Origin of the sequence: Clostridium sardiniense (assembly GCF_050584765.1) — a bacterium.
Lineage (GTDB): Bacteria > Bacillota > Clostridia > Clostridiales > Clostridiaceae > Clostridium > Clostridium sardiniense_A.
Genome location: NZ_JBNOOR010000007.1, coordinates 1 through 21,650 on the forward strand (window position 1 = coordinate 1; position 21,650 = coordinate 21,650).

The 21,650-nt window shown below is 29.6% G+C and carries 21 protein-coding genes; 12 read left to right on the forward strand and 9 right to left on the reverse strand.

The features are described from left to right. Positions 1 to 507 precede the first annotated feature (507 nt). From gyrA to dnaA, 7 genes are all read right to left on the reverse strand, one after another. Positions 508 to 3,048 (reverse strand): DNA gyrase subunit A, encoded by a 2,541-nt coding sequence (gene gyrA / locus ACQPUW_RS16380; RefSeq protein WP_430838540.1) that lies wholly within the window; start codon positions 3,046 to 3,048, stop codon positions 508 to 510. Between the two features lie 22 nt (positions 3,049 to 3,070). Further along, positions 3,071 to 4,981, reverse strand: coding sequence for a DNA topoisomerase (ATP-hydrolyzing) subunit B (gyrB, locus tag ACQPUW_RS16385; RefSeq protein WP_430838541.1), 1,911 nt, complete (start codon positions 4,979 to 4,981; stop codon positions 3,071 to 3,073). 51 nt (positions 4,982 to 5,032) lie between these two features. Beyond that, the gene (gene remB / locus ACQPUW_RS16390; RefSeq protein ID WP_430838542.1) at positions 5,033 to 5,293 is read right to left on the reverse strand and encodes an extracellular matrix regulator RemB; all 261 of its coding nucleotides are present in this window, start codon (positions 5,291 to 5,293) and stop codon (positions 5,033 to 5,035) included. A gap of 15 nt (positions 5,294 to 5,308) precedes the next feature. After that, positions 5,309 to 6,394: a DNA replication/repair protein RecF gene (gene recF, locus ACQPUW_RS16395; RefSeq protein WP_430838543.1), complete on the reverse strand. Its 1,086-nt coding sequence runs from the start codon at positions 6,392 to 6,394 to the stop codon at positions 5,309 to 5,311. A gap of 87 nt (positions 6,395 to 6,481) precedes the next feature. Further along, positions 6,482 to 6,688, reverse strand: coding sequence for a S4 domain-containing protein YaaA (gene yaaA / locus ACQPUW_RS16400; protein ID WP_430838544.1), 207 nt, complete (start codon positions 6,686 to 6,688; stop codon positions 6,482 to 6,484). Between the two features lie 62 nt (positions 6,689 to 6,750). Beyond that, entirely contained in the window at positions 6,751 to 7,851 is a 1,101-nt protein-coding gene (gene dnaN / locus ACQPUW_RS16405; RefSeq protein WP_430838545.1) for a DNA polymerase III subunit beta, read from the reverse strand. Between the two features lie 284 nt (positions 7,852 to 8,135). Beyond that, positions 8,136 to 9,497 (reverse strand): chromosomal replication initiator protein DnaA, encoded by a 1,362-nt coding sequence (dnaA, locus tag ACQPUW_RS16410; RefSeq protein ID WP_430838546.1) that lies wholly within the window; start codon positions 9,495 to 9,497, stop codon positions 8,136 to 8,138. Between the two features lie 555 nt (positions 9,498 to 10,052). On the opposite strand from dnaA, the gene rpmH reads away from it, so the two are divergent. From rpmH to ACQPUW_RS16470, 12 genes are all read left to right on the forward strand, one after another. Next, positions 10,053 to 10,187, forward strand: a complete 135-nt coding sequence (gene rpmH, locus ACQPUW_RS16415; protein ID WP_204596477.1) for a 50S ribosomal protein L34 — start codon at positions 10,053 to 10,055, stop codon at positions 10,185 to 10,187. Between the two features lie 59 nt (positions 10,188 to 10,246). Beyond that, the gene (gene rnpA, locus ACQPUW_RS16420; protein ID WP_430838547.1) at positions 10,247 to 10,621 is read left to right on the forward strand and encodes a ribonuclease P protein component; all 375 of its coding nucleotides are present in this window, start codon (positions 10,247 to 10,249) and stop codon (positions 10,619 to 10,621) included. Then, the gene (yidD, locus tag ACQPUW_RS16425) at positions 10,593 to 10,802 is read left to right on the forward strand and encodes a membrane protein insertion efficiency factor YidD (protein WP_430838548.1); all 210 of its coding nucleotides are present in this window, start codon (positions 10,593 to 10,595) and stop codon (positions 10,800 to 10,802) included. The genes rnpA and yidD overlap by 29 nt, the downstream gene beginning before the upstream one ends. A 24-nt stretch (positions 10,803 to 10,826) precedes the next feature. Then, on the forward strand, positions 10,827 to 11,591 hold the full coding sequence (gene yidC, locus ACQPUW_RS16430) for a membrane protein insertase YidC (protein WP_430838570.1): 765 nt from the start codon (positions 10,827 to 10,829) through the stop codon (positions 11,589 to 11,591). A gap of 38 nt (positions 11,592 to 11,629) precedes the next feature. Then, the gene (gene jag / locus ACQPUW_RS16435) at positions 11,630 to 12,253 is read left to right on the forward strand and encodes an RNA-binding cell elongation regulator Jag/EloR (RefSeq protein WP_430838549.1); all 624 of its coding nucleotides are present in this window, start codon (positions 11,630 to 11,632) and stop codon (positions 12,251 to 12,253) included. 159 nt (positions 12,254 to 12,412) lie between these two features. Continuing rightward, the gene (gene mnmE, locus ACQPUW_RS16440; protein WP_430838550.1) at positions 12,413 to 13,792 is read left to right on the forward strand and encodes a tRNA uridine-5-carboxymethylaminomethyl(34) synthesis GTPase MnmE; all 1,380 of its coding nucleotides are present in this window, start codon (positions 12,413 to 12,415) and stop codon (positions 13,790 to 13,792) included. Positions 13,793 to 13,802: 10 nt separating this feature from the next. Next, the gene (gene mnmG / locus ACQPUW_RS16445; protein ID WP_430838551.1) at positions 13,803 to 15,695 is read left to right on the forward strand and encodes a tRNA uridine-5-carboxymethylaminomethyl(34) synthesis enzyme MnmG; all 1,893 of its coding nucleotides are present in this window, start codon (positions 13,803 to 13,805) and stop codon (positions 15,693 to 15,695) included. Positions 15,696 to 15,714: 19 nt separating this feature from the next. Beyond that, the gene (rsmG, locus tag ACQPUW_RS16450; protein WP_430838552.1) at positions 15,715 to 16,434 is read left to right on the forward strand and encodes a 16S rRNA (guanine(527)-N(7))-methyltransferase RsmG; all 720 of its coding nucleotides are present in this window, start codon (positions 15,715 to 15,717) and stop codon (positions 16,432 to 16,434) included. A gap of 152 nt (positions 16,435 to 16,586) precedes the next feature. Next, a complete protein-coding gene (gene noc, locus ACQPUW_RS16455) occupies positions 16,587 to 17,369 on the forward strand; it encodes a nucleoid occlusion protein (RefSeq protein WP_430838553.1) in 783 nt (260 codons plus the stop codon). Positions 17,370 to 17,587: 218 nt separating this feature from the next. Next, positions 17,588 to 18,373, forward strand: coding sequence for a ParA family protein (locus ACQPUW_RS16460; protein WP_204596485.1), 786 nt, complete (start codon positions 17,588 to 17,590; stop codon positions 18,371 to 18,373). Continuing rightward, positions 18,370 to 19,236, forward strand: a complete 867-nt coding sequence (locus ACQPUW_RS16465; protein ID WP_430838554.1) for a ParB/RepB/Spo0J family partition protein — start codon at positions 18,370 to 18,372, stop codon at positions 19,234 to 19,236. Before ACQPUW_RS16460 ends, ACQPUW_RS16465 begins: the two co-directional genes overlap by 4 nt. Positions 19,237 to 19,297: 61 nt before the next feature. Continuing rightward, positions 19,298 to 19,798, forward strand: a complete 501-nt coding sequence (locus ACQPUW_RS16470) for a DUF4446 family protein (RefSeq protein ID WP_430838555.1) — start codon at positions 19,298 to 19,300, stop codon at positions 19,796 to 19,798. Between the two features lie 58 nt (positions 19,799 to 19,856). Here ACQPUW_RS16470 and yyaC read toward each other — a convergent pair whose 3' ends face one another. After that, the gene (gene yyaC / locus ACQPUW_RS16475) at positions 19,857 to 20,438 is read right to left on the reverse strand and encodes a spore protease YyaC (protein ID WP_430838556.1); all 582 of its coding nucleotides are present in this window, start codon (positions 20,436 to 20,438) and stop codon (positions 19,857 to 19,859) included. Positions 20,439 to 20,496: 58 nt separating this feature from the next. After that, positions 20,497 to 21,648: an aminotransferase class V-fold PLP-dependent enzyme gene (locus ACQPUW_RS16480; RefSeq protein ID WP_430838557.1), complete on the reverse strand. Its 1,152-nt coding sequence runs from the start codon at positions 21,646 to 21,648 to the stop codon at positions 20,497 to 20,499. Between the last annotated feature and the right edge of the window lie 2 nt (positions 21,649 to 21,650).

Here is a 21,650-nt window from a genome sequence, read left to right on the forward strand (position 1 = left end):
ATTGCTGGTTGTTTAAATGTTTTATATATTCTGTTCAATTTTCAAAGACCATTTTATCTCGTCGCCCTCAAGCGACTATTAAATCTTATCACCGTTTTGAAACTTTGTCAACAACTTTTTAAAAACTTTTTTTCATGTTTTCTTGAGTTGTTTTTGTTTCGTCATCAGCGACGAGATTTATAATAACATATAACTAATTATGTTCATTGTATAATTAGTTCATTTTAATAATATTAATCTTTATTTTCTCTTTTTTTCTTTATATTCCTTATTTTTTCTAATAGAGATACGCCTGGATAAGATTATGTTATATTTTTATGTTTCTTCTTAAATCTATTTGTATTTACAGCAATATAATCATCTAATGTTTTATAAATTTCATTTTTTTAGAGTCATATTTTAAAAATAAAACAGTACTTTTTTATTATTTTATATCTGATATACTCATCCTATATATAAAAAAGAAGCCCTTGGAGAACTTAATTCATCCAAGGACCCTATTATTTATTATTCTTCGTCTTCAGTTGCTCTTTTTACTAATTCATCTAATGAATTATCAGATACAACTCCAACATTCTCTTCTGAAATTTCTACTTCTGTTTGAACTTCATCATTATCTTCGTCATTATCATCACTAGTAATTTTAGTTATAACTACAACTTGTTCTTCGTCTGAAGTTCTCATTAATTTTACTCCCATTGTAGCTCTTCCTGTTACAGATACATCTTCGATATTTAATCTTATAGCAACACCACTAGTATTTATCATCATAAGCTCATCTTCAGTCTTACATACAGTAGCTCCTACTAACTTACCAGTTTTATCATTTATCTTATAAGTTAATAAGCCCTTACCGCCTCTGTTTTGAACTTTATATTCTGTAGTTGGCGTTCTCTTACCGAATCCATTTTCACTAACTACTAATAAATCTTCATCATCAACAGCTATATCCATACATACTGCCATATCATCACCAGTTAAACTTATAGCCTTAACTCCTGATGCTGTTCTACCCATAGCTCTTACATCTGCTTCATTAAACTTAATAGCTAAACCATTTTGAGTCACCATTATGATATTAGCATCTCCTCTTGTCATCTTAACTTTTAGAAGTTCATCACCTTCTCTTAAGTTAATAGCAATAAGGCCATTCTTTCTTAAGTTTTTGAATTCTGTAAGGTTTGTTTTCTTAACTATACCATTCTTTGTTCCCATAAATAGATATCCATTTTCATACACATCATTTACAGTAAGTACAGTTTCTATTCTTTCATCTGGCTCTATAGGTATAAGATTTATTATATTAGTTCCTTTAGCAGTTCTTCCTGCTTCAGGTATTTGATATCCTCTTAATTTGTATACTCTACCTCTGTTTGTAAAGAATAATACATCTGAGTGAGTTGAAGTTACCATTACATGTTCTACGAAATCATCTTCTTTAGTAGACATTGCCTGGATTCCTTTCCCCCCTCTTTTTTGAGCTGAATATACATCTGATGATATTCTCTTAACATAACCTGTATGAGTTAATGTAATTACTATTTCTTGTTCTTGAATTAAATCTTCAACATCAATTTCATTTACATTATTCTCAATTTTTGTTCTTCTCTCATCATTATATCTATTCTTAATTTCTAATAATTCTTCTTTAATTACTGAAAGTAGCTTTTCCTCACTTGCAAGAATTGATTTTAAGTATTCAATCTCTTTCATAAGCTCTGCATACTCTTCTTCTATCTTATCTCTTTCAAGACCTGTAAGTCTTCTAAGTCTCATTTCTAAGATAGCCTGACATTGCTTATCTGAAAGATTAAATCTTTCTATAAGAGTATTCTTAGCTATTTCAGTTGTCTTTGAGTTTCTTATTATACTTATAACTTCATCAATATTATCTAAAGCTATTCTTAATCCTTCTAAGATATGTGCCCTTGCTTCTGCTTTATTTAATTCAAATGCAGTTCTTCTAGTTATAACGTCCTTTTGGAAATTAATATAATGTGATAATACTTGTTTTAAGTTTAATATTTGTGGCTCATTATCAACTAGAGCAAGCATTGTTACACCAAAAGTATCTTGCATCTTCGTATGTTTGTATAGAAGATTTAAGACTACACTTGGATTAGCATCTCTCTTAAGCTCTATTACTATTCTCATACCTTCTCTATCAGATTCATCTCTTAGATCAGATATTCCATTAATTCTTTTATCTTTTACCAAGTCAGCAATATTTTCTATAAGTCTAGCTTTATTTACTTGATAAGGAAGTTCAGTAACAATAATTTTATGTCTATTATTTTCTTCTTCTATTTCAGCTTCAGCTCTAACTATAATCTTTCCTCTTCCAGTTTCATAAGCTGATCTTATTCCTGATTTTCCCATTATAGTTCCTGCTGTTGGGAAATCTGGTCCTTTTATAGCAGTCATTAAATCAAGAACTTGAAGTTCTGGATTATCTATAAGCATTATTGTTCCATCTATAATTTCACCTAAGTTATGAGGTGGTATATTAGTTGCCATACCAACAGCTATACCTGATGAACCATTAACTAATAGGTTAGGAAACCTTGAAGGTAATACTGATGGTTCTTTTTCTTCGCCATCAAAGTTTGGAATAAACTCTACAGTATCCTTGCTAATATCTCTTAGCATTTGACTTGCTATTTTATTCATTTTTGCTTCTGTATATCTCATGGCAGCTGCGCTATCACCATCTACTGATCCAAAGTTACCATGGCCATCTACAAGCATATATCTCATTGAGAAATCTTGAGCCATTCTAACTAATGCATCATATACTGAAGAATCACCATGTGGATGGTATTTACCCAGTACTTCACCGACAATTCTTGCACATTTTCTATATCCTTTTTCAGGGGCTAATCCTAATTCATGCATTGAGAATAATATTCTTCTATGAACAGGCTTTAGACCATCCCTAACATCTGGAAGTGCACGACCAACTATAACACTCATTGCATAATCGATGTAACACTTCTTCATTTCGTTTTTTATATCTACGGGTATTACTTTTCCCTCATTAAAACTCATGTACTTCACCTCGTATTTAGTACTAAACGTCTAAGTTACTTACTTTCTTAGCATTTTCTTGAATGAACTCTCTTCTTGGCTCAACCTTTTCACCCATAAGTATTGTAAATATTTCATCAGCGGCCATTGCATCTTCCACTGTTGCCTTTAATAACACTCTTTGCTCTGGATCCATTGTTGTATCCCATAACTGAGTTGCATTCATTTCACCAAGACCTTTGTATCTTTGAATGTTTGTTGAATTATCTTTTCCACCAACTTCTACTAGGATGTTATCAAGTTCTCCATCTGTATAAGCATAGAAATCCTTTTTAGACTTTGTAACTTTATATAATGGTGGTTGTGCTATATAGACATGCCCTCCATCTATTAATTCTCTCATGTATCTATAGAAGAATGTTAATAATAATGTTCTTATATGAGCTCCATCTACATCGGCATCCGTCATTATTATTATTCTGTTATATCTTATTTTTGATATATCAAAATCTTTTCCAATTCCTGCTCCGAATGCAGTTACCATTGATCTTATTGTATCTGAATTTAGTATCTTATCTAATCTTTGTTTTTCAACGTTCATTATTTTACCTCTTAAAGGTAAAATTGCTTGGAACTTTCTGTCTCTACCTTGTTTTGCAGAACCTCCCGCTGAATCCCCTTCGACTATATATATTTCACATTCCATTGGATCTTTTGAAGAACAATCTGCAAGTTTACCTGGAAGCGCTGATCTTTCAAGAACAGTCTTTCTAGTAAGCTCTCTTGCTTTTCTAGCAGCATCTCTTGCTCTTGCTGCCATTAAAGCTTTATCAATTATAAGTTTTGATATAGTTGGATTTTCTTCTAAGAATATTCCAACACCTTCACCAACAATTGAGTCAACTATACCTCTAACTTCACTATTTCCTAGCTTTGTTTTTGTTTGTCCTTCAAATTGTGGTTCTCCTATCTTAACTGATATTACAGCTGTTAGACCTTCTCTTATGTCATCCCCTGAAAGGTTTTTATCATTCTCTTTTAAATGTCCAAATCTCTTTGCATAATCATTAAATACTCTAGTTAAGGCTGTCTTAAAACCAACTAAATGAGTTCCACCTTCAATAGTGTCTATGTTATTTGCAAATGTAAATATATTTTCGTTATACCCATCATTATATTGAAGAGCTACTTCAACCATTATGTCGTCTTTTAATCCTTCAACATATATTGGTTCTTCATGAAGCGCTTGCTTATTTCTATTTAAGTATTCTACGAAAGATTTAATTCCACCTTCGTAATGATAACTTTGCTCTTTATCATATCTTTTATCTTTTAATGTTATATTTATGCCTTTATTTAAGAACGCAAGTTCTCTTAATCTTTGAGAAAGTATTTCAAAATCATATACTATTTCATCAAATATTTCTCTATCAGGCTTAAAGTAAACTATAGTACCAGTTGATTCACTTGTACCAACTACATTTAAATCACTAGTAACTGCCCCCTTTTCGTAAGTTTGCTTCCAAAGCTTACCTTCTCTCATTACTGTTACAGAACAGTTTTCTGAAAGTGCATTTACGACTGACGCACCAACTCCATGAAGACCACCTGATACCTTGTATCCGCCTCCACCGAATTTACCACCAGCATGAAGTACTGTCATTATAACTTCAACAGTTGGTTTTCCCATCTTAGGATGCATTCCAACTGGCATACCTCTTCCATCATCTTTTACTGTTATAGAATTATCTTCATTTATTACAACTTCGATATTTTTACAATATCCTGCTAGTGCTTCATCTATACTGTTATCTACTATTTCGTAAACTAGATGATGTAGACCTCTTGAACTAGTACTACCTATGTACATACCAGGTCTTTTTCTTACGGCTTCTAAGCCTTCAAGAACTTGTATCTGACTCTCATCATAGCTTTGTTTATTTTGTTCCAACATGAATTCCTCCTAAAATTTATTTTGAATTGTCTTAATGAAGGTATATTGGACTTACGGATTATATTCCAAACCTGTTCTTTTAGTTAATGTTGATGAAGAAATTGGTGATAAATATATTTTACTTTTCTTATCAACTTCCGCTATAACAAATGATTTTGGTTTATCACTTGTTATTCTTTCCACAAATCCATCTTCTTCTGCCATTCTTAAAAATTGAATTGTATCAGAACTATACATTGTTGTTTGTAAATCAAAAATTCCAATAACATCTTTTATAGGAACTACAACATTCTCTCCTAAGTGTAAAAACATTTAGAATTCCTCCTTCTATATCGAGACTATCCCCTCTTTAACTTTAAATAACTTTGAATCTTTATCCAAATAATCATTTAAATCTTCAATTCCGGTGCATGTTATCACTGTTTGTATTTCACCAATAGAACTTAAAACATACCTTTTTCTATTAAAATCAAGTTCAGATAATACGTCATCTAACAATAACACTGGATATTCTCCTGTTATTTCTTTTATAATCCTCAATGATGCAAACTTCATTGTAAGTACTGCTGTTCTCTGCTGACCTTGAGATCCAAAGCTTTTTGTATCAACGTTGTTTATATAAACAGAGAAGTCATCTCTATGAGGTCCGTGACTAGTAATTCCTTTATCCACATCACGTTTTCTGTTTTTTCTTAATGTTTCATAGAACTCATCTTGGATATTATCAAGATTTCTTATAGTAGAATTGTATCTAAACTCTATCTGCTCTTTTCCTGAAGTAATCTCTTTATGTATATCTTCAGAATACTGATTTAAAGATTTTAAATAGGATAATCTTCGTTCGATTATATATGATCCAAAACTAGCTAACTGCATATCATATATATCTAACATATCTAAATCAAGATTTCTATTTTTTAGAACAATATTTCTTTCATTCATTATTTTATTATATTGAACTAAATTATAGTAATATTTAGAATCTAATTGACATAGTTCCATATCTATAAATTTTCTTCTGATACCCGGAGAATCTTTAATTATCTTTAAATCCTCTGGTGAGAACATAACAACATTAAATGTTCCAAATAGCTCTCCGATTTTATTTATCTTTATAGAATTAACTCTAATAACTTTTTTACCGTCTTTTAGGATGTTAATATCAATCTTTTTGTCTAATCTATCTTTCCCGACACTTACACTTATAAACGAAATATCTCCATTCCAATTAATAAGCTCTTTGTCTCTTGAAGTTCTATGAGATTTAGCAAAACCACAATAGTAGATTGCTTCTAGGATATTTGTTTTACCCTGAGCATTATCTCCCATAAATACATTTACATGTCTTCCTAAATCTATTTCTAAATTTTCATAATTTCTATAATTTATTAATTTAAGCTTTTTTACATACATTTATAAACACCCATTTAATTATATCATATTAAAAGAATAAAAGCTTATTTTTGTAGTTCATGGTCTAGTACACGCTATACTATTAAATTATAGTATTTTATAGTCTTCTTCCTCAAAATTAACTATATCTCCACTTCTTAACTTCTTTCCTCTTTGAGTGCAAACTTCTCCATTTACTTTTACCATTTCTTCTAGTATGTAAATTTTTGCCTCTGATCCTAATGATGCAATACCTGCCCATTTTAAAAATGCATCTAATTTTATAAATTCTGTATTAATATTAATTTCTTTCATAATTTATAGTGTGGTAAAATGCATAAAATTCCGTATATTTATGCATTTTACTCCCTCCTTTTTTATCTTATTAATCTTACTGGTAATACTAGGTATCTATAATTATCAGCCTCTTTTGATTTAATTATACAAGGACTTACACTTGATGTCATTTCCATAACAACTTCATCTTCTTCAAAATTCTTTAAAACATCAATTAAGTATCTTGAATTAAATGCAATTTGTATCTTATCTCCTTGCAGATTTATTCCAACTTCTTCCCTAACTTTTCCCAATTGAGAATTAGAAGTTATAACTAAAGCTTCATCTTGGACATCTAATTTTATTAAGTTGTTATTACCATCCTTAGCCATTAAGGAAGCTCTTTCAATACCATTTTGAAGATCTTGTTTTTTTACAGTGACTAATAGCTTATGCTCTTCAGGTAATAAAGATTTATAATTTACAAATTTTCCTTCTAGCAATCTAGAAATTATTCTTGTTTTATTTAGGTTAAATAAAATATGGTTATTAGTGAATGTTATTTGAACTAAATCATTAACATCTTCTAATATTTTTGATACTTCATTTAAAGTTTTACCAGGAATAACAATTTCTATATCAAAGTCACTATCTAAATATTCACTTTTAATTGCTAATCTATATCCATCTAATGCTACAAGATTTAGTGTTCTATCCTTAACTTCAAATAAAATACCTTGAAGTATTGGTCTTGTTTCATCTTGAGCTATAGCAAAAGAAGTACATTTTATCATATTTTTTAATATATTTTGAGGAACTTCAACTTTCATATTTTCATTTAATTTTGGAAGTTCTGGGAATTCATCAGCATTCATATATACTACGTTAAATACTGATTTTTCGCATGTTATTTGAACTGTATCATTATCCATAGTTTCAATTTTTATTTCTGAATTTGGTAATTTACGTATTATCTCACCAAATATTTTAGCATCTATAACTATGCTACCTTCATTCATTACATCAGCATTAACTTTAGTTTCTATACTTACATCCATATCAGATCCAATTAAAGTTAATCCATCTTTAGTTGCATTTATGTAGATACCTTCTAATACTGACATTGTTGATTTACCAGTAATAGCTTTTTGTACTATTGAGATGCCTTCTTGTAGTTTCTGTTTTTCACATATAAATATCATTTGAAATCCTCCTTATTTATTCACAGATAAGATTGGTTTATTTAGTTAGATAAATATAAAATTTATAGTAATAATAGTAGTAGGGGTTGTGGATTTGTTGATAACTACCCTTAGGCCAGTAAAATCCACAACATTTTATAAAAAAATAGTGTGGATAAGTTAGTAACTAAAAGTATACCTTATCCACAGTCATCCACACGTAATTTAAATTTTATGTTTATCCACAGATTGTTATATAGTTATTATCTACAATTGTTGATAATTGTACAATAAGAGAAAAAAAATTACCCTTGTGTCAGTTTTTTAGTTAAATCGTCAATTGTATGTTGTAAACTTTCATCTCTATTTAAATTATCAGAGATTTTTTCATAAGCATGTATTACAGTAGTATGATCTCTACCACCAAATTCTTCACCGATCTTTGGAAGAGACATATCAGTTAGCTTTCTACTTAGATACATAGCCATTTGTCTTGGATAAGATACATTACGAGTTCTTCTTTGGGATTTTAAATCTTCAACTCTTAAGTTAAAGTAGCTTGCAACTACATCTTGTATAATTTCTATAGTTATATGTTTGCCTTGCTTCTTAGAAATTATATCTTTTAATGCTTCTGAAGCTAAATCGACAGTTATTTCTCTATTAGTTAAAGATGAATACGCAACTATTCTTATTAATGCGCCTTCAAGTTCTCTAATATTTGATTTAATTTTAGTTGCTATATATACCATAACTTCATTAGCTACATTTAATTTTTCTACATCTGCCTTTTTCTTTAATATAGCCATTCTAGTTTCAAAGTCTGGAACTTGAATATCGGCAATTAAACCCCATTCGAATCTAGAACGTAATCTATCTTCTAATGTAGGTATTTCTTTTGGTGGTCTATCAGATGATAGAATTATTTGCTTATTTGCATCGTGTAGAGCATTAAATGTATGGAAGAATTCTTCTTGTGTTCTTTCTTTACCAGCTATAAATTGAATATCATCTATTAGAAGAATATCTACGTTTCTATATTTATTTCTAAATTCTTCATTTTTATCATCTTTTATAGCATTTATAAGCTCGTTAGTAAATTTTTCAGATGACACATAAACAACTTTGGCACTTGGATTATTTTTTAAAACATAATGACCGATAGCATGCATTAAGTGTGTCTTACCAAGACCTACGCCTCCATATATAAATAGAGGATTGTATGCTTTAGCAGGTGATTCAGCAACTGCTAAAGATGCTGCATGAGCGAATCTATTACTATTACCTATTACGAAAGAATCAAAAGTATATTTAGGATTAAGATTAGTATTCATCTCATCATTAACTATAACTTTTTTATCATCTTTTATTTTCTTATGTCTTCTTTCAGATTGTTCTTCTTCGGTATTTTGAATTTCAGAAGCTATTAAAAATTCAATGTTATAAAGTTTAGAACAAATAGCTTTTATAGAATTCGCAACTAAATCTTTATATCTTTTTTCAAGTATTTCTTGAGTGAAGGCGTTAGGAACACTGATTTTTATAGTATCTGAAGACATAGAAATAGGTTCGCAACTTTTAATCCATGTATTGAAGCTGACCTCGCTTAGTTCTCCCTTAATAATATTCAGTGTTTTTTCCCATAATTCTTTCAGCTCTGCATCCATTTCTAATCCTCCAGTCAAAAATTTTTTTTATTTTTTATTAAGAAAATTATGTTAATAACATTGTAATAACAGTATATCAACATATTATTAACAAAAATAATATTTTTAAAATATATGTATATTAAATTATTCACATGTTAATAAATATGTGGAGTACAAATTTTAAATATAAGTTATCCACATATATGGTGAAATAAACTTTTAGTATCTTAAATTCTAGTAAATATGCCTATTACAGCAAAAAAAATTAGCCATAAAATAGATTACTAAGAAAAAAAGAACAAGTTATCAACAGATATATCCACAGCTGTGGATAAGTTCTGCTTAAGAACAAGTTATTCACAATACATTATTTATGATACCATAAGTAAATAAGGGGATTCAATAAGTTATCCACAATTTTTATAATATACTTAATGGAATTATCAACAAAAAGCTATATTCTTGACATAATAGGGGTATATATATATAATGATAAAGTAAATCTAAAATAAAATAGAGAAGTATAGTTATTTCGCTATATAAATTTTAAAAATTGAAGGGGGTGTAGTGTAAATGTTCATGACATACCAACCTAAAAAAAGACAAAGAAAAAAAGAACATGGCTTCAGAAAGAGAATGAAGACTTCATCAGGAAGAAACATTCTTAGAAAGAGAAGACAAAAAGGTAGAAAAAAATTAACAGCATAAGGGCCGCACTTTAGTGGCCTTTTTTCTACAATGTAGGAAAAAAGGAGTATTAAATACCCATGATATACAGATTAAAAAAGAATAATGAGTTTAGAATGGTATATAGAAGAGGAAAGTCTTTAGCGAATAATCTTCTGGTATTATATACTTATAATAATAGAAATAATAAGAATTCAGATAATGAAGTTTATAATAAAGTAGGGGTTTCTGTTAGTAAGAAAGTCGGAAATAGTGTAGTAAGAAGTAGAAGTAAGAGATTAATTATGGAAAGTTACAGATTAAATGAAGCTTCTATTAAAAAAGGCTTTGATTTCATATTTATTGCTAGAAATAATATGAAGGATAAAAGTTTTCACGAGGTCGAAAGAGCTATGATGAATTTGTTTAAGAAAGCAGGCCTATATAATGAAGAAAGTAGTAATAAATCTAATTAGATTTTATAGGAAGAATATATCGCCTTTTAAAAATCCTTGTTGCAGATATGTGCCAACTTGTTCGCAATATGCTATAGAGGCAGTTGAAAAACACGGTGCCTTTAGGGGGAGCCTTATGGCAGTTTGGAGGATTTTAAGGTGTAATCCTTTTAGCAAAGGTGGATATGATCCTGTTAAATAGAGTATGGGAGGATAAAAGAATATGATGACATTATTTAAGCCGATAACTGATTTCTTTACTATCGTATTTGATAAATTACATCACCTAATCATTTCTGTTGGGGTAACAGATCCAGGTTGGGCGTATGTATTAGCAGTTATAGTTCTAACAGTAATTATAAAAACTGCAGTATTACCGTTTAGTATAAAATCAATAAAATCAACAAGAAAAATGCAGGAATTCCAACCTGTAGTAAAGAAGATTCAAGAAAAATATAAAAATGACCCTCAAAAAGCAAATGCAGAAATGATGAAAATATATAAAGAGAATAATATTAGTATGACAGGTGGATGTTTACCTATGCTAATTCCACTACCAATATTAATGGCTCTTTACTATACATTTATGGGGATCCAAGGAATCCAAGGTGTATCATTCTTATGGTTACCTGATCTTGCAGGAAAAGATCCATTATATATATTACCTGTGCTAGCAGCACTTAGTACTTTTATACCGTCATATTTAATGACAAAAGCAAATCCAGCAACAGAATCATCAGGAATGAATATGATGCCAATGAATATTGGTATGTCATTAATGATGGGATTCATGTCACTTAACTTCCCTTCATTACTAGTTATCTATTGGATAGTAGGTGGAATTTATCAATTAGTACAAACTTACTTCTTAAATGTTAAACCAGTAATGGCTACAAAAAAAGAACAAGAAGCAGAAGAAAGTGCAAGAGTTGATAAAAAGAACAGATTTGTAATGCCAGAAGAATACGATAAGAAGAAGAAAAAGAAGTAATATATAGTAGTATTATATGAGAGTGGTGAATATGGTATATGAAATTCATTGAAGTAACAGGTAAAAATGTTGATGAAGCAGTAAACAGTGCTTTAAAAGAATTAAACGTTACTAAAGATAGGGTTATAATCGATGTAATAGATGAAGGTTCTAAGGGATTTTTTAATATTATAGGAAATAAACCTGCAAAGGTTAAAGTTACCGTAAAAAGAGATTATATAGAAGATGCTCATAAATTTATTAGAGATGTTTTGGATTCTATGGGAATCTTAGCTGAAGTAAGAATTAATGAAGAGAATGACATAATAAAGGTTGATTTAACTGGTCCAAAGATGGGATTAATAATTGGATATAGAGGAGAAACTTTAGATTCACTTCAATATTTAATATCTTTAGTAGTTAATAAAGGTCATGATATTCCTTATAAAAAGGTTGTTTTAGATACTGAGAACTACAGAGCTAAAAGAGAAGAAACCTTAAAGCGAGTTGCTTTAAAGACAGCTAATAAAGTAGAAAAAAGCAGAAGACCTTTTAAACTAGAACCAATGAATCCATATGAAAGAAGAATAATACATGCTGCATTACAAGGAAATGATACTGTATGCACTTACAGTGAAGGTGATGAACCTTTCAGAAGAGTTGTAATAGCATTAAATAAGTAAAAGGAAGCCAAGTTTTTGGCTTTCTTTTTTTAAACTGTATTAATAAATCAAAATAAGAAATATATAGCTTTGACTTATTAAATATATTTCTGTAAAATTGATATTAGTTTTGTTTTGGTTATACTATATAGAAGGAATTAACTTCTAAGGAGGATAATAATGAAAGAGTTTGATACTATATGCGGGATTGCTACTGCGCAAGGTGAAGGTGGAATAGCAATTATAAGAGTCTCAGGAAATAAAGCATTAGAGATAGTTGGACGTATATTTAGAGGCAAAAATAATTTTGATATAAACAATATGAAGACTTATACTATGAAATACGGTAATATTGTTGATAGTATAAGTGGTGAGATCATAGATGAAGTTATAATAAGCTACATGAAAGGACCAAGAAGTTTTACAGCTGAAGATGTTGTAGAAATAAATTGTCATGGGGGAGTTGTTTCTACTAATAGAGTTCTTGAGGAAGTTATTAAAAGCGGAGCTAGAATTGCAGAGCCTGGTGAATTTACTAAAAGAGCATTCTTAAATGGAAGAATTGACTTAAGCCAAGCAGAAGCAGTAATGGATATTATAACTGCAAAGACAGATTTAGCTATGAAATCAGCAGTTATGCAAAGTGGAGGTTCACTTTCCCAGGAAATAAATAAGCTTAGAGCTTATTTGCTTGATGTACTTGCACTTATTGAATATGATGTAGATTTTACAGAAGATGATGAAGAGCCAGATGCAACTATTCCTGTGAGGGTTTCAGAGAGCCTTGATAAAGCAATAACTGACATGAATAAGTTATTAAAAGGTGCAAATGAAGGTAAAATTATAAGAGAAGGTCTTAAAATGACAATAATAGGAAAACCGAATGTTGGGAAATCATCTCTTATGAATGCACTTCTTCAAGAAAAGAGAGCTATTGTAACAGATATACCAGGAACTACAAGAGATGTAATAGAAGAGTATATTAATCTTGGCGGAATACCAGTAAAAATTACTGATACTGCTGGTATTAGAGAGACTGAAGATGTTGTAGAAAAAATTGGAGTTGAAAGATCAAAAGAAAAATTAGAAGAAGCTGATTTAGTTGTATTGATGCTTGATACCTCAAGACCTTTAGATGATGAAGATAGAGAAATTATTAAATCAATAGAGAATAAAAAGACAATAGTATTATTAAATAAGGTAGATTTAGAACGTAAACTTCAATTAGAAGAATTAAATGGATTAGATAACTTTATTGAAATATCAGCCATGACTGGCTTTGGAATAGAAGATTTAAAATTAAAAATTAAAGAGTTATTCTTTAATGGAGAAGTAGATAATGAAAGCTTAATAATTACAAATAGTAGACATAAGCAAGCATTATATAGAGCATTAGAGAATTGCGAAATAGCACAGGATAGATTGAAAATGAACGAATTTTTAGACTTAATTTCTATTTATGTAACTTCAGGATTAAGAGCACTAGGTGAAATAACAGGTGCAGAGCTTGAAGAGGATTTAGTTAATAAGATATTCAGCGAATTCTGTGTAGGAAAATAGGAGGAAGTATATGAGATACAATGCTGGAGAGTACGATGTAGTTGTTGTTGGAGCAGGCCACGCAGGTTGCGAAGCTGCTCTTGCAGCATCAAGAATGGGATTAAAGACATTAATATGCACAATTAATTTAGAAGCAATTGGAATGATGCCTTGTAATCCTAATATAGGGGGAACAGCTAAAGGTCATTTAGTTAGAGAAGTTGACGCATTAGGTGGAGAAATGGGTATTAATATAGACGATACATATATTCAATCAAGAATGCTTAATACATCAAAGGGACCTGCAGTTCATTCATTAAGAGCGCAAGCAGATAAATTAAAATATCAAAAGAGAATGAAAGAGGTTCTTGAATCACAAGACAACCTTTATATTAGACAAGTAGAAATTACTGATTTAATAGTTGAAGATGGAAAAGTTAAAGGTGTAGTTTCAAAGAATGAAGCAATATTTGGATGTAAGGCAGTTGTTTTAGCAACAGGTACATATTTACAAGCCAAGATAATAATAGGTGATGTAAGCTATAATAGTGGTCCTAATGGATTATCACCTGCAAATGACCTTTCTCAAACATTATTAGATTTAGGAATAGAACTTAGAAGATTTAAGACAGGAACACCGCCTAGAGTAAATAGAAAATCAGTAGATTTTTCAAAAATGATAGAACAAAAAGGTGATGATAAGATAGTACCATTCTCATTTATGAATGATAATATTGATAGAGAGCAAATATCTTGTTACTTAACTTATACTAATGAAGGGACTCATGAAGTTATAGCTGATAACATAGATAGATCTCCTATATACAATGGATCAATTAAAGGAATAGGACCAAGATATTGTCCGTCAGTAGAAGATAAAGTTATGAGATTCCCAGATAAATCAAGACATCAAATATTTGTAGAACCAGAAGGTGAAGATACACTTGAAATGTATATTGGTGGATTCTCATCATCATTACCAGAGGATGTACAAATAAATATGTTAAGAACTATAGAGGGACTTGAAAATGCTGAAGTAATGAGATCAGCATACGCTATAGAATATGATTCAATAAATCCTACTCAATTAAAGCCAACTCTTGAATTTAAGAATATAGAAGGGCTTTATGGTGCAGGACAATTAAATGGTAGTTCAGGATATGAAGAAGCAGCAGCACAAGGAATAGTTGCAGGTATTAATGCAGCATTAAAGGTTAAAGGAGAGGAGCCAATGGTTCTTACTCGTTCTGATGCTTATATTGGAGTTCTAGTTGATGATTTAGTTACTAAGGGTACAAATGAGCCTTATAGAATGATGACATCAAGAGCTGAGTACAGATTACTTCTAAGACAAGATAATGCAGATTTTAGATTAACTGAAATAGGATATAATGTAGGTCTTGTATCAGAAGAAAGGTATAATAGATTTATAGAAAGAAAAACTAATATTGAAAATGAACTTGAAAGATTAAAAAATCTGCAAATAACTAATAAAACAGAAAATAATGATATATTAGTTAAGCTTGGAAGTACAGAGCTTAAAAAACCTATTAGTTTCTATGAATTAATAAAAAGACCAGAGCTTGATTATTTCTCAGCTGTAGAGCTTGATCCAGAAAGACCAGAATATCCTGAGAATGTTGGTGAACAAATCAATATAATTGCTAAGTATGAAGGATATATAGTAAATCAATTAGATCAAGTAGAGCAATTTAAGAAATTTGAAAAGAAATTATTACCTAAAGATATAGACTATACTGATGTTAAGGGATTAAGAACAGAGGCGATACAAAAGCTAAGTAATATAAGACCTATAAGTATAGGTCAAGCATCAAGAATTTCAGGGGTATCACCTGCTGATATTTCTGTATTATTGGTTTACTTAGAATATCATTATGGTAAGCAAGCAAATAAAGATAATTAGAGCCATAAAGGAGGCAAATATGGACTTTTACAATTTAATGAAAACAGCGGCAGATGAGGTTAATATAGAATTTAATGAGCAAATGTATGATAGATTCATTAAATATATGAGATTGGTACAAGAGTGGAATCAAAAGATTAATCTTACTGCAATTACTGAGGATGAAGAGTTTATAAAGAAGCATTTTATAGATTGTATAAAAGCATTTAAAAGTGATGAACTTAAGAAGGCTAAAACTGTAATTGATGTAGGTACAGGTGCAGGTTTCCCAGGAATGCCAATAGCTATATTAAGAGAAGATATAGAGGTGACTTTATTAGATTCACTTAATAAAAGAATAAATTTCTTAAATTTAGTTGTTAGGGAATTAGGGCTTAAAAATGTTATAACTATTCATTCTAGAGCAGAAGATGGTGCAAGAAATAAAGATTTAAGAGAGAAATTTGATATTGCAACATCAAGAGCTGTTGCTAATATGGCAGTATTATCTGAATTTTGTCTGCCTTATGTAAAAGTATCAGGATATTTTGTTGCCTTAAAGGGGCCTGCAATTGAAGAAGAATTAGAAAATAGCAAAAGAGCATTAGAATTACTAGGGGGAAATTTATTAAGGGTTGATGAGACTCTTATAGAAGAAACTGATTTAAATCATAATATAGTTGTTGTTGAAAAGATAAAGGTATGTCCTAAGACATATCCTAGAAAAGCAGGAACTGTAGCGAAAAAGCCACTAAAATAAATATTGTGATATAATATGTAATATAATACCATATAATATCGAGAAATGACTGAATTTTATTTGGGGAAAAAGAAGGAAGAAAATGGTAAGTGGCGAAATTTAATATATAAACAAAAATCATTGGAAATTTATAAGGGATGGGTAGTGTCAATATGAATAATGAAATACTAAAAATTGATATTAAGGATATAATACCTAATACATATCAACCAAGAAAATATTTTAATGACGATGCTTTAATGGAATTATCTCAATCTATAAGGACTCATGGTATAATTCAACCTATAACTGTTAGAAAAAGAGGAGATTTCTATGAGTTAGTAGCTGGAGAAAGAAGATGGAGAGCAGCACAACTTGCTGAACTTACACAAGTTCCATGCAATTTAATAGATATAACGGATATAGAATCAGCTGAAATTGCATTATTAGAAAACTTACAAAGAGAAGATTTAAATTTTATAGAAGAGGCGGAAGCATACTATAATTTAATTCATGATCATAGATTCACTCAGGAACAATTAGCAAAACGTATGGGAAAGAAGCAATCAACTATAGCAAATAAGCTTAGAATATTAAAGCTTAGTGATAAAGTTAGAGAAATATGCGTTGCTAATAATTTAACTGAGAGACATGCAAGAGCATTATTATCTCTTCAAGATGAAAAATTACAGTTAAGTATAATAAAGAAGGTCATTAAAGATAGTTTAAATGTAAGACAAACAGAAGAGTTGATAAATAAAGAATTATTAAAAATTGCAGGAAAAGAAATGAATGGAAAATCAAAAAAGAAAATAACAACAGTGTTTCCGGCAAAACTTTATGTAAACACTATAAAGCAAGTTTTTGATAAATTTAATATACCTGCAAAATATGATATGTCAGATCATGAAGAATATATACAAATTACAGTAAACATTCCTAAAAAGAAAAAATAAATTTTAATCCAAACCACTAAAAATAGATATTTTTAGTGGTTTTTTTATGCAGTTTTTGTTGAAAAAAAGCGACTATAATTTATTAATAATTAAAAGCTGAAAAAACTATTAAGAATGTATTGTTTTGTAAGTTTTAGCTTTAATTATTATATAAAAAAATATATAATATAGTATGAGAGAGAGGGGGTGCGAAGCTCTATAAATACTTAGGGCTAGATATGAAAATAATTTGTATATTTAATCAAAAAGGCGGGGTTGGAAAGACAACCACAAACATTAATTTAGCTTCTTATCTTGCAATGGCAGGTTATAAGGTGCTAACAATAGACATTGATCCTCAAGGTAATACTACAAGTGGATTGGGTTTAGATAAGAGAAGTTTAGAATTTTCAATGTATGATGTTATAACATCGAATGTAAGTTTAAAAGAGGTTATTATACATAGCGATCTTATTTCAAATCTATATATAGCACCATCAACAATGGAATTAGCCGGAGCTGAGGTTGAAGTTATAACAAAAGAAAATAGAGAAAGAATACTATTAGACAAAATAAATGAAGTAAAAGATGAGTTTGACTTCATTTTTATAGATTGCCCACCATCATTAGGTGTTTTAACCATAAATGCATTAACTACTTGTGATTCTGTATTAATACCTATCCAATGTGAGTTTTATGCATTAGAAGGAGTTGGACAACTAATGAATACTATTAAGCTTGTAAAGAAATCATTAAACCCTAAAATCAAAATAGAGGGTGTAATTATGACAATGTATGATTACAGAACAAACCTTAGTAATGAAGTATTTAATGAAGTAAAGAAGTACTTTAAAGATAGTGTTTATGAGAATACAATTCCTAGAAATATTAGGCTAGCAGAGTCTCCAAGTTTTGGACTACCTATAATGCTTTATGATGAAAAATGTAAAGGGGCAGATGCTTACTCAAGATTAGCAAAGGAATTTTTAAAAAGACAAGAGGTAGTGAAAGGTGAGAGTAAATGAGTAAAAAGTTTGGATTAGGAAAAGGATTGGGCGCTTTAATTCCAGATGAGATTCAAGATGAGGTTAAAACAGATATAAAAGATAAGTCCTCATCAAGTACATTAATTCCTTTAAATAAAATAATAAATAACTCAGATCAACCAAGAAAGTTCTTTGATAGTGATAATATAGCTGAGCTTGCAGAATCTATAAAAAATCATGGAATTATACAACCACTTATATTAAAGAAACATCAAAAAAAATATATTATAATAGCAGGGGAAAGAAGATGGAGAGCGGCTAAAATGTTAAGTCTTAAAGAAGTACCAGCTATTGTTATGGATTTAAGTGATAAAGAAGTATTAGAAATTTCATTAATTGAAAATATACAAAGACAAGATTTAAATCCAATTGAAGAAGCTTTAGCATATAGAAAGCTAATAGATGAATTCAATTTGACCCAGCAAGAATTAAGTCAAAGGATAGGAAAATCTAGAGTTGCTATTACTAATACTATGAGACTTATTAATTTAGATGAAAGAGTACAGCAGTACTTAATAGAAAGCGTAATTTCAGAAGGTCATGGAAGAGCTTTATTAGCTGTTGAGGATAAAGATTTACAGTATAAGCTAGCTCAGAAAATTATAGATGAAAAACTTTCAGTAAGGGAGTTAGAAAAATTAATAAAGTCTGTATTTAAAGAGAAAGAAGAAAAACAGGAAGAAGTTAAATTTAATCCTTATGTTAAAGATGTTGAGAATAAACTTCAAGATTATTTTGGAACAAAGGTAAATATAAACTCAAAGAATAAAAAAGGAAAAATAGAAATTGAATACTATTCAGATGATGATTTAAATAGAATTTTAGAACTAATGAATATTTAATGTTTCACGTGAAACATGTTTCACGTGAAACATTCTTAAGAAAAGGAAGGACGGAAATACTGTGGAAAATTTAATATCAAACTTATCAAATTATTTACCTTATATACTAATAGGAATGGGTGTAGTAATTTTATTACTTTTAATTTTACTTATTATTTTATGGAAGTCAGTGAATAGATTAGAAAATAAGTATAGAAAAATGATGAGAGGTACTAGCAACAAAAATTTAGAAGAAGTAATTGTTAGTAAGCTAAATGATGTTGAAGAAGCTGAAAATGCTGCAAGAGAAGCTGCTAAGCTATGCGAAAATTTAAAAGTTGAAATTAGAGGATGTGTCCAAAAGGTTGGAATAATGAGATATAAGGCTTTCGAAGATGTTGGAAGTGATTTAAGTTTTTCAATAGCAATGCTTGATGGACACAATGATGGAATAGTATTAACAGGATTATATGGAAGACATGATAGCACAACGTATGCTAAACCAGTTGATAAAGGTATATCAAGATACGAATTATCAGAAGAAGAAGCTCATGTTTTAAAAGAAGCAATAAATAGTAAGTAAAAAAATCTCTTCTTCTCGCTAACGCGAGAAGAAGAGATTTTTTAGTTAAAATACTATATTAATAGTTAGTCAAAGATTCAACTAAATCATCTTTATTTATAAGTTTATCTATTGAATATGAAATTCCCTTAGCTATAAATTCTGCTAGTGTAACTACAGTATATAATCTAGTATTTTGTAAAACCATAAATTCAAAATTTCCTGAGACATTTACAACGCCAGTCACACTTAAATCTCCTACAGGAGGCAAATCCTTATTAAGGGCTAATCCTGGAAATAGAGGTTTATTTTCTATAAATACTCTTCCTACATTTTGAAAAGAGCCTAATGAAGCATCAATAGCGACTATATATGGATTATTAAAAGATTCATAAATCTTTTTTAATATGTCATCAAGATTTTGAGAATGAACAGGATAATATAAAGATCCATATACATATATATTTTTATTCTTAAATTCCTTTATATTATGGCCTACTAATGGGCCTAGTGAATCCCCAGTTGAACGATCAGATCCTATACATAAAAATATTATAGTTCTATTATCATCAAGTATTGGTTTTAAATTATTATAAAGATGCTCTCCAACTTCATTAAATGAATCGTTATCTATACCATCAATTGAAAAAATTTTATTCATAAAAATACCTCCCTATATAGAAATTATTTCCATAAAGGGAGGTGTTTATTCAGATTTACTATAAATCTTCGCTAGCTTTTTTCAATATTGATAATGCATAGTCTATATCATCTTCAGTATTGAAATATGAGACACTAAGTCTAACAGTTCCACTTGGAAATGTACCTATAGATTTATGGCACATTGGTGCACAGTGCAATCCGGAACGATTACTAATTCCATATGTCTCAAGATAGAATGATAATTCTGAAGTATCTACTCCTTTTAAATTAAATGATAAAGATGTAGTAGATTTAGAGCCTGTAATATCTCCATAAACCTCAAACATATCAATATCTAATATTCCATTAAGCAATTTCTTATAAAGTATAGAATTCTTTTCCTTTATATTATCAATGCCTATTTTATTTATAAAATCTATAGCATTTGATAAGCCAACTATACCAGGTATATTTAAAGTTCCGCACTCGAATTTATCAGGCATAAATGTTGGTTGATGTATTTCATGAGAAAGGCTTCCTGTACCACCTTCCATAATTGTAGTACAAACCTTATTTAAATCATCATCTATTATAAAGCCACCAATACCTTGAGGTCCAAGTAAACTCTTATGTCCTGTAAATGCTAATGCACTTGCATTTATCTCTTTAAAATCAATAGGTACTGAGCCCGCAGATTGAGCTGTATCAATAATGAAAAAAATCCCATGTTCCTTACAGATATTACCTATTTCTTTTATAGGTTGTATAGTACCTATTACATTTGATGCATGGGTTACTACAACGAGTTTAGTATTTCCTTTTATAAGTTTTTCTATATCATGGGGATCTATAAATCCATTAGCATCTGATTCTACAAAATCTACTTCTACATTTAAATTTTCTTTACATGATATTATTGGCCTTATAACTGAATTATGTTCAATTGAAGATGTTATAACATGGTCTCCTTCTTTTAAAGTACCTTTTATAAGTATATTTAATGAAGAAGTAATATTATTTGTAAAAATAACATTTTCTATTTTGTCATAATTAAAAAATCTTGCAATTCTCTCACGAGCGAGAAAAATCTCTCTATTACTTTCTAGAGCATTTGAGTGGTTTGATCTATTAGCGTTACCACCTATATTTACTAAATAGTTATAAATTGAATCAGCAACAACCTTAGGCTTTGGAAAAGTTGTGCTTGCATTATCTAAATATACTTTCATAT

What these genes read in the sequence shown, in the direction of transcription:
- mnmG (WP_430838551.1), top strand. Translation starts at nt 13,803, where the DNA reads ATGAGATACAATGCTGGAGAGTACGATGTAGTTGTTGTTGGAGCAGGC.
- remB (WP_430838542.1), bottom strand. Translation starts at nt 5,293, where the DNA reads ATGTTTTTACACTTAGGAGAGAATGTTGTAGTTCCTATAAAAGATGTT.
- recF (WP_430838543.1), bottom strand. Translation starts at nt 6,394, where the DNA reads ATGTATGTAAAAAAGCTTAAATTAATAAATTATAGAAATTATGAAAAT.
- rsmG (WP_430838552.1), top strand. Translation starts at nt 15,715, where the DNA reads ATGGACTTTTACAATTTAATGAAAACAGCGGCAGATGAGGTTAATATA.
- gyrB (WP_430838541.1), bottom strand. Translation starts at nt 4,981, where the DNA reads ATGTTGGAACAAAATAAACAAAGCTATGATGAGAGTCAGATACAAGTT.
- jag (WP_430838549.1), top strand. Translation starts at nt 11,630, where the DNA reads ATGAAATTCATTGAAGTAACAGGTAAAAATGTTGATGAAGCAGTAAAC.
- yaaA (WP_430838544.1), bottom strand. Translation starts at nt 6,688, where the DNA reads ATGAAAGAAATTAATATTAATACAGAATTTATAAAATTAGATGCATTT.
- yyaC (WP_430838556.1), bottom strand. Translation starts at nt 20,438, where the DNA reads ATGAATAAAATTTTTTCAATTGATGGTATAGATAACGATTCATTTAAT.
- gyrA (WP_430838540.1), bottom strand. Translation starts at nt 3,048, where the DNA reads ATGAGTTTTAATGAGGGAAAAGTAATACCCGTAGATATAAAAAACGAA.
- yidC (WP_430838570.1), top strand. Translation starts at nt 10,827, where the DNA reads ATGACATTATTTAAGCCGATAACTGATTTCTTTACTATCGTATTTGAT.
- ACQPUW_RS16465 (WP_430838554.1), top strand. Translation starts at nt 18,370, where the DNA reads ATGAGTAAAAAGTTTGGATTAGGAAAAGGATTGGGCGCTTTAATTCCA.
- dnaA (WP_430838546.1), bottom strand. Translation starts at nt 9,497, where the DNA reads ATGGATGCAGAGCTGAAAGAATTATGGGAAAAAACACTGAATATTATT.
- yidD (WP_430838548.1), top strand. Translation starts at nt 10,593, where the DNA reads ATGAAGAAAGTAGTAATAAATCTAATTAGATTTTATAGGAAGAATATA.
- noc (WP_430838553.1), top strand. Translation starts at nt 16,587, where the DNA reads ATGAATAATGAAATACTAAAAATTGATATTAAGGATATAATACCTAAT.
- ACQPUW_RS16460 (WP_204596485.1), top strand. Translation starts at nt 17,588, where the DNA reads ATGAAAATAATTTGTATATTTAATCAAAAAGGCGGGGTTGGAAAGACA.
- mnmE (WP_430838550.1), top strand. Translation starts at nt 12,413, where the DNA reads ATGAAAGAGTTTGATACTATATGCGGGATTGCTACTGCGCAAGGTGAA.
- ACQPUW_RS16480 (WP_430838557.1), bottom strand. Translation starts at nt 21,648, where the DNA reads ATGAAAGTATATTTAGATAATGCAAGCACAACTTTTCCAAAGCCTAAG.
- rpmH (WP_204596477.1), top strand. Translation starts at nt 10,053, where the DNA reads ATGTTCATGACATACCAACCTAAAAAAAGACAAAGAAAAAAAGAACAT.
- dnaN (WP_430838545.1), bottom strand. Translation starts at nt 7,851, where the DNA reads ATGATATTTATATGTGAAAAACAGAAACTACAAGAAGGCATCTCAATA.
- rnpA (WP_430838547.1), top strand. Translation starts at nt 10,247, where the DNA reads ATGATATACAGATTAAAAAAGAATAATGAGTTTAGAATGGTATATAGA.